General features: G+C 43.6%; 5 protein-coding genes. 4 read left to right on the top strand and 1 reads right to left on the bottom strand.

The window, feature by feature from the left end; all coding sequences use genetic code 11:
* Window positions 1-79 precede the first annotated feature (79 nt).
* The 4 genes from L1D51_RS19735 to L1D51_RS19720 all read left to right on the top strand — a co-directional run bounded on the left by L1D51_RS19735 (window position 80) and on the right by L1D51_RS19720 (window position 4712).
* Window positions 80-1258 (top strand): response regulator, encoded by a 1179-nt coding sequence (locus L1D51_RS19735; RefSeq protein ID WP_239964582.1) that lies wholly within the window; start codon window positions 80-82, stop codon window positions 1256-1258.
* Window positions 1259-1301: 43 nt separating this feature from the next.
* Window positions 1302-2057, top strand: a complete 756-nt coding sequence (locus L1D51_RS19730) for a class I SAM-dependent methyltransferase (protein WP_055021393.1) — start codon at window positions 1302-1304, stop codon at window positions 2055-2057.
* A gap of 149 nt (window positions 2058-2206) precedes the next feature.
* The gene (locus L1D51_RS19725; protein WP_055021394.1) at window positions 2207-4132 is read left to right on the top strand and encodes a methyl-accepting chemotaxis protein; all 1926 of its coding nucleotides are present in this window, start codon (window positions 2207-2209) and stop codon (window positions 4130-4132) included.
* Window positions 4133-4238: 106 nt separating this feature from the next.
* Window positions 4239-4712, top strand: a complete 474-nt coding sequence (locus tag L1D51_RS19720) for a peroxiredoxin (protein ID WP_239964581.1) — start codon at window positions 4239-4241, stop codon at window positions 4710-4712.
* A 75-nt stretch (window positions 4713-4787) separates the two neighbouring features.
* Here L1D51_RS19720 and L1D51_RS19715 read toward each other — a convergent pair whose 3' ends face one another.
* Window positions 4788-6923 carry a S8 family peptidase gene (locus L1D51_RS19715; RefSeq protein ID WP_239964580.1) on the bottom strand — a complete coding sequence of 712 codons (2136 nt, stop codon included), beginning with the start codon at window positions 6921-6923 and terminating at the stop codon, window positions 4788-4790.
* Between the last annotated feature and the right edge of the window lie 145 nt (window positions 6924-7068).

Here is a 7068-nt window from a genome sequence, read left to right as displayed (position 1 = left end):
CGCTTTTTTTATTAATATTTCTTCGCAAAATCACGCTCTCGTACTATCCTTCTTAAAAAAGAGTTTATAGGAATTAAGCATGTCAAAACTTGTATTAGCCATTGATGATGATAAATATATCCATCATGTGATTGAGGAATCGCTATCGGGCTTTTGCACACTGATCCATGCTAAAAATGGCGACGAAGGATTAAGACAGGCGTTAAAGTACAACCCTGACATCATTTTACTTGATATCGAAATGCCGGGTAAAACGGGCTTTGAGGTATGTAACGAATTAAAAGCTAACCCGCAAACAAAAGACACGCCTGTGATGTTTTTATCGGGTAAAGCTGACCTACCAGACCGTGTAAAAGGTTATAACGCAGGTGCTGCTGACTACATTGTAAAACCATTTAATGCTGAAGAACTCATGGCACGTATTCGCGTGTTATATCAATATCGTCAGCACTCTAAAAAGCTTAAAAGTGATGTAGAGCGAGCGCAAATCACTGCCGAAATCGCGATGACAGACTCAGGTGATATGGGTCGCATTATGCGTTACGTTGGGCAAAGCTATCATGCACACGATATCAAAGCGTTATCTGAGCATATGTTTGAGTTTTTTAATCCGATGGAGCTCGATGTCGTACTGGCGTTTTGGTATCAAGATGTTGGCGTATTTTGTAGTGCTGAGGGTGGGGTGTGTCCACTTGAGCAAGAGCTACTCGAAAAACACCGTGATGCAAATCGCTTTGTTGATTTTAGCCATCGCACTATTATTAATTACCCTAAAGTGTCGATGCTGATCAAAAACATGCCACTTGATGATGCCCAGCTTTATGGTCGTTATAAAGATCTATTCCCGCATATCCTTGAAGTGACTAACGCCAAAGTACAAGATATGGAAAACAATGAGCGGGCACTGACTCAGGCGCAGCAAATTGGTAACTCGTTTAATGAGCTATCTGATCAAATGTACCAAAACAGTGATTCGCGCGAACATGCTGTAGAGAAATTTGCCGCCCAACTTGATGAGCTAAATAAGTCTATTGAGCAAAGTGGTTTGTCGAGCAGTGACGAAGTCGCATTTCACTTGCAGCAATTAAAACAAACTCAGCTGATATTTACCTCACTCAATGAAGACTTATCGTTTATAAAGTTTCAGCTAAAGCACATTATCGAATCGCGTAGTGAACTTTTAGCTAGCTTACAAAAAATGGCTGAGCCGAGTGAGACCGAAGATGTGACTTCACAAACGGATATCGAGCTATTTTAAGCCATGCTATACTGGCGGCGAATAATATAGCTCGGAGTTTTGCGTGGTAATTCATTGTCCTTTTAAAGAAATGCGTCCTTATTTAGATGCGATTGAGCAACGTTTTGGTTTGGCTAAGTGGGCTGAGCAAAATGCTGGCTTTTCGCTTCATTATGACGATCAAGGCTTGAGCTTGAAAAAAAAGGACGAGCCAAAGCTTGGTGCTATCCATGTTGATTTTGTAACTGGTGCCGCAGCCCATCGACGCAAGTTCGGTGGTGGTAAAGGGCAGGCTATCGCAAAAGCGGTTGGCTTAAACAAAGGTGCCACGCCAGTGGTGCTTGATGCCACTGCAGGCCTTGGTCGCGATGGCTTTGTACTGGCATCACTAGGCTGTAAAGTGATTTTGCATGAACGCCACCCAGTAGTTGCTGCGCTATTATTTGACGGCCTAGAACGCGCCTATAACGATGCTGAAATTGGCCCTTGGATGAAAGAAAACATGAGCCTAGTGTTTGGTTCTAGTCATACGTTACTGGCGCAGTGTAGTGATACTCCTGATGTTGTGTACTTAGATCCTATGTTTCCTCATCGTGAAAAATCAGCCCTAGTTAAAAAAGAAATGCGAGTATTCCAAGAGCTTGTTGGCGGAGATAGCGATGCCGATGATCTATTAGAATTTGCTTATCCGCTTGCTAGTAAGCGAGTCGTTGTAAAGCGCCCTGACTACGCCCCATTTCTAAATGACAAACCCCCGAGTATGCAAATCAAAACCAAGAAGAACCGCTTTGATGTATACGTAAAAGCTGCAATGGTCTGATACCATCCGCAATATTAAGCGAATTGGTATTTATTTAACTCTTTTGGGTTAGTTGCTATCGCCTTTACCTGTTATTTTTTATGGTTTACATCAAATTGTCATAAAAGGTTAATATTCTACGCGCGTAACGTTACTTGGGAATATCGTTTATGCGCGTGTCATCATTTACTCGGCTATTGGCCGTTTTACTCACACTCGCCAGTATCTTACTGGCAGCCACCCTGTTCTGGGCTAGTCAAACCTTACTCGGCTTAGAGCAGCAAGATAACGCTTATAATAAGCTGAAAAACACCATCATTATTGATTTAAAAAGTTACCTTGATGATTATTTAGAGCAAGGTGACAGCCAACACTTAAATAAAGCCTCAACGCTGATAAGCGATGTTAAAAAGCAGCATTTAGCTGAGCTACCAAATGATCTAGCGGGTCAACTAAATAGCCAACTGACAGCCCTCGATAAAGACATTAACGGTAAGTATCGCGCTTTAGGTAAGCTATCGGGTAACGAAATGGCACTGCTCGATAACTCGTTAAGACAAATGGCAGGCTCTGCCTCATCATTAATTGGCTATGCAAGTAAAGCCGAGCCGCAAACAGCGCTTGCGCTTGAATATTATCAACTTGCTGCTGACTACTACAGCGAAGTGACATCACTTGCTTTATATACTTACAAGTTAGTGATCAACTTTGATCAAGACACTAAAAACAGCCTTAATCAAAGTGTTGAAAACTTAAATGCCCTTGCTACTAAAATCGACAGACTCGAAAACCTAGGTGTAATGAGTGAAGTGGATGAAGACGCTTTATTTTTTGGTGAAGAAGCAGAAGATTTAGCCGGTGATATTAAAGCTGAGTTAACAAGCTGGCCTAAACGTTTCCCTCGTGATTTAGCATCAACACTTGAGCAAGCTGAGCAACGACAAACTGGCATGCAAGCACTTCGTAAACAAATCGGCGCGCTTTCAGCAACGGTACTTGGTGCAGAGCAAAAACTAAAAGATGAACAAAGCGAGCTTAAGCAACAAGTGTTTATCGTGTTTTGTGTAGCCATTGGCATGCTGGTGGTTTTAGCCGCGGGTGTGTATTTCGTACAGCGTAACCAAGTGCTTAACCCTTTGCGCCAATTGCGTGATGGCTTTGCCTTCTTGATTGAAAGTAATGAGCTTAAAAACATTGAGAGTAAAAACCCGAAAACCGAAGTTGGTGAAATTGCTCATTACTTTAATCAATTGATTGAACGCCAGCGTGGTGAGGCAGAAGAGCGAGCACAAATGCTTAAGGTTATTAATGACTTTATGCTAGAGATGAGCGAGCACTTACATACCATTGCTCAGCAAACGGATGCCAGCCACTCTCAGGTTGAACAAAACCAAGGTTTACTTACTGATATTCAACACATTGGTGAGCAGGTCAATAACATTAATGGTCAAGTTGCTGATAACGCCAAACAAACCTTTGGTGCGATGGAGCAGAGCTTAGGCTTTGCCGACAGCATGTTAACCGCAAGCTCTCGCACTGAAGAGCGCGTTGAGCAAGGTCTAGCTAGCTTAAAAGAGCTATTAAAAGGCGTTGATGATGTTGGCCAAGTTATTGAGGTGATCAAAAACATTGCTGAGCAAACAAATCTACTGGCATTGAATGCGGCGATTGAGTCGGCACGTGCAGGTGAGCATGGTCGAGGCTTTGCGGTTGTCGCTGACGAAGTACGAAAGCTTGCCAGACAAACGCAAGGCTCGCTTGATGATATCAACAATCAGCTAAACCGCCTAAGTGAAAACTCAACCATGGTATCAGAGCAAATTAGTGCACTGGCTACTGATGCCGAGCTGCAAACACAAAATGCTCAAGAGCTTAAACGTAATTCAGAAGGCGTTGCCGATAACGCGCAAGATGCTAACAAGGTAGCGTTTGATGCTATGGAGCTTGCTAAACAGCAAAATGCCTTACTCGAAAACTTTAGCCAATCAATGCAGAGCATGAAAGGGCAGGTAAGTGAGTCAAACTCACTGGTTAGTGATATTCAGCACCGCCTACAAGAGCAAATGCACACCATTAAAACCAGCTTAGGTTTATAACTCTTCAAGGGGCGAGCAATGGTTTGCATTGTTTGCCCTTAAATCATGCGGTATTCAATTTTTTGGGTATATACTCTGTACTCTTATTTTCTTTCAAGGAATCACGATGATCGAACAAGGCCAAACTTTACCTGCTGCAACCCTTAGCGAATTAACTAGCGAGGGTATGCAAACCCTATCAACAGAGGCATTATTTGCAGATAAAAAAGTGGTGCTATTTGCGGTGCCTGGTGCATTTACGCCAACCTGTTCAAACGCTCACCTACCTGAGTTTATTACGCTAGCCGATAAAATTACCGCTAAAGGCGTTGATGCAATTTACTGCGTATCGGTGAACGATGCATTTGTAATGAAAGCATGGGGTGAAGCTCATAGCGCTGAGCATATTCGTATGTTAGCTGATGGTGATGCAAGCTTTACTAAAGCACTTGGTCTAGATAAAGACACAGCTGGCTTTGGTGGCGTACGTTCAAAGCGTTATGCGATGATCGTTGAAAACCAAACGGTAACAGGGCTGTTTGTTGAACAAGACAAAGAGTTTGTAGTAAGCCGCGCTGAAGCTGTGCTTGAAAAGCTTTAATAGCAATATAAGTACAAAAAAGCCGGACGTAAGTCCGGCTGAAAAGTCCCAGGGGGATACTGGGGAGATCAACTATTAAGGTTGATACTGTGCATCCAATGTTACACCAGAGAAAGTACGGTAAGCATTTAAGCTTAAGTGCCAAGTACCTGCTTGTGGGTTACTGAATGTACATGTTTCTGCGTTACCGTTTTTGTACGGACGACAGTCATAGCTAGATGAAGTTGGTTGGCTACCAAACTTAACGAATAAGTCAGCATCACCTGAACCACCAGACGTTGTTACTGTGAAGCTTGCCATACCTGCTGGTACTTCTAGTGTGTAGTGTTTCCACTGACCTGCACTTGCAGAGATATCAGTCACTGTGCCGCCACCTGCTTGTGGTGAACCTGAGCCTGAACCGCCGCCAGAAGTTGTTAAATCACCCACTAGGCTAACACCTGAGTATGCAGAGTAACCATTCAGCATTACATGGTAAGTGCCTGCTGTTGGGTTATCGATAGAACATACTTCGTTGTTACCGCCTTTATAAGGGCGACAATCATAGGTTGACGTTGTTGGTGCGCTACCTGCACGAACGTAAAGGTCAGCATCACCTGTACCGCCACTCATTGTGAAGGTTACGTTAGTTGCACCTGTTGGCACTTCCATTGTGTAGAAAGTTTGGCTGCTAGCAGAGCCACTTAAACCTGTTAGTGCTTGGCCATCTTCTAACACATTGCCTGTTGGTGGTGGCGGTGTTGTGCCTGATGCTGCTGCCACAGCGGCTGCTGCATCAACAATACCTGTACCACAGCTTGTACATGTTGCAGGGAAAGAACGAGTTGTTGATTTTAAGATGCTTTCGATTTCATCTGGCGTTGCAGATGGTTTAGCTTGCTTGATTAGCGCTGCTACACCCGCAACATGTGGTGCTGCCATCGACGTACCTTGCGAGTAGTGATATGAATCGCTGCTTGGGCCTGTAGAACCTGAGTTGTGTGTTGATAACACACCTTCAGAATCATTCGCAAAGCTTTGCGCGCCACCCGGTGCTGCAACGTCAATGTTGCTACCGTAGTTTGAGTAGTAAGCACGACCACCGTTACGACCAACAGATGCAACGTTTACAACGCCATTACAGTTACCAGGGTTGTAGTTTGCAGAGTTATCGTTATCGTTACCCGCTGCAATTACGATTACAGAGCCGTTGTTACGCGCTTGGTTGATAGCGTTTTGTGTTGTAGAGCTACATGAACCGCTACCACCTAAACTCATGTTAATAACATCAGCAGGGTTAGCATTTGCTGGTACGCCAGAAACTGAACCACCTGAAGCCCAGATAATACCGTCAGCGATATCAGAAGTTAAACCACCACATTTACCAAGTACACGTACTGGAACAACTTTTGAGTTGTAAGCAACTCCGGCAACACCTTCACCGTTGTTAGTCACTGCCGCAACAGTACCCGCAACGTGCGTACCGTGCCAGCTTGAGTTTTGCGCACCATGTGTGTAACCACATTCGTTAGCGCTGATTGCATCACCTGGATCGCGTGCATCGCTATCACGACCACCCCCATCGTTAGCTACAGACACATTAGAGATCATGTCATAGCCTTGAAGGATGTTGGCATTTAAATCAACATGAGGACGATAACCTGTATCAAGTACCGCAACAACGACACCGCTACCCGTTGCTGTATCCCAAGCTGTAGGAAGGTTAAGACCACCTGCTTGCTCGTAGTAGTGCCATTGGTCGTCATAACGTGGGTCGTTAGGCGTTGCAAATGGCTTTAACATTTGGTCGATTTCGATGTATTCAACGTTACCTGATGCAACCATCTCTTGCATGAATTCTTGTGCTTCTTGAGCTGAAAGTTTTTTATCAGCACGCATAACGTGGTGATTACTCATCGCCATTGCACGAACGTATTGCGCTTTTACTTTACCTTTTTTGCTGGTGAAGTTTTTAACAAAGCCTTTTGCTTTTTTGTTCATCATAGTCGGCGTTTGTTCTGCTGCCGACATCGTCATCATTTCATCACTGTTGTTTTTATACTTGATGATGAATTGTGTACCAAAGCCTTCTTGACCTTGTAATTTCGCCGCAGTTTCCTGCATAGATGGTGACATTAGTTGGTTTGGAGTAGCCATTGCTGCCGTCGTCCCAAACAACGCAGTCAAGCTCAGTGCAATTGCGCACTTCTTCAAGTTGTTGTTAGTTGTCATAATGATCCCTAGATTGTTATGTAAATCTCCACGATATTTTTCGCGAAGGGGGACAAAGGTAAAATAAATGTAAATTTAGTTAAAATATCGTTTTATTATGGTTGTCTCTATTTTGGTTATAACTAAATGTATAGACGTCTAAACT

The organism is Pseudoalteromonas shioyasakiensis, assembly GCF_022398475.1.
In the GTDB taxonomy this organism is placed as follows: domain Bacteria; phylum Pseudomonadota; class Gammaproteobacteria; order Enterobacterales; family Alteromonadaceae; genus Pseudoalteromonas.
Note: the sequence above shows the minus strand (reverse complement) of the source record. Positions and strands in the feature narration are given on the sequence as shown.

Excerpts from the sequence above, each read along its gene's own strand:
- L1D51_RS19735 (WP_239964582.1), top strand. The coding sequence starts at position 80 with ATGTCAAAACTTGTATTAGCCATTGATGATGATAAATATATCCATCAT.
- L1D51_RS19725 (WP_055021394.1), top strand. The coding sequence starts at position 2,207 with ATGCGCGTGTCATCATTTACTCGGCTATTGGCCGTTTTACTCACACTC.
- L1D51_RS19720 (WP_239964581.1), top strand. The coding sequence starts at position 4,239 with ATGATCGAACAAGGCCAAACTTTACCTGCTGCAACCCTTAGCGAATTA.
- L1D51_RS19715 (WP_239964580.1), bottom strand. The coding sequence starts at position 6,923 with ATGACAACTAACAACAACTTGAAGAAGTGCGCAATTGCACTGAGCTTG.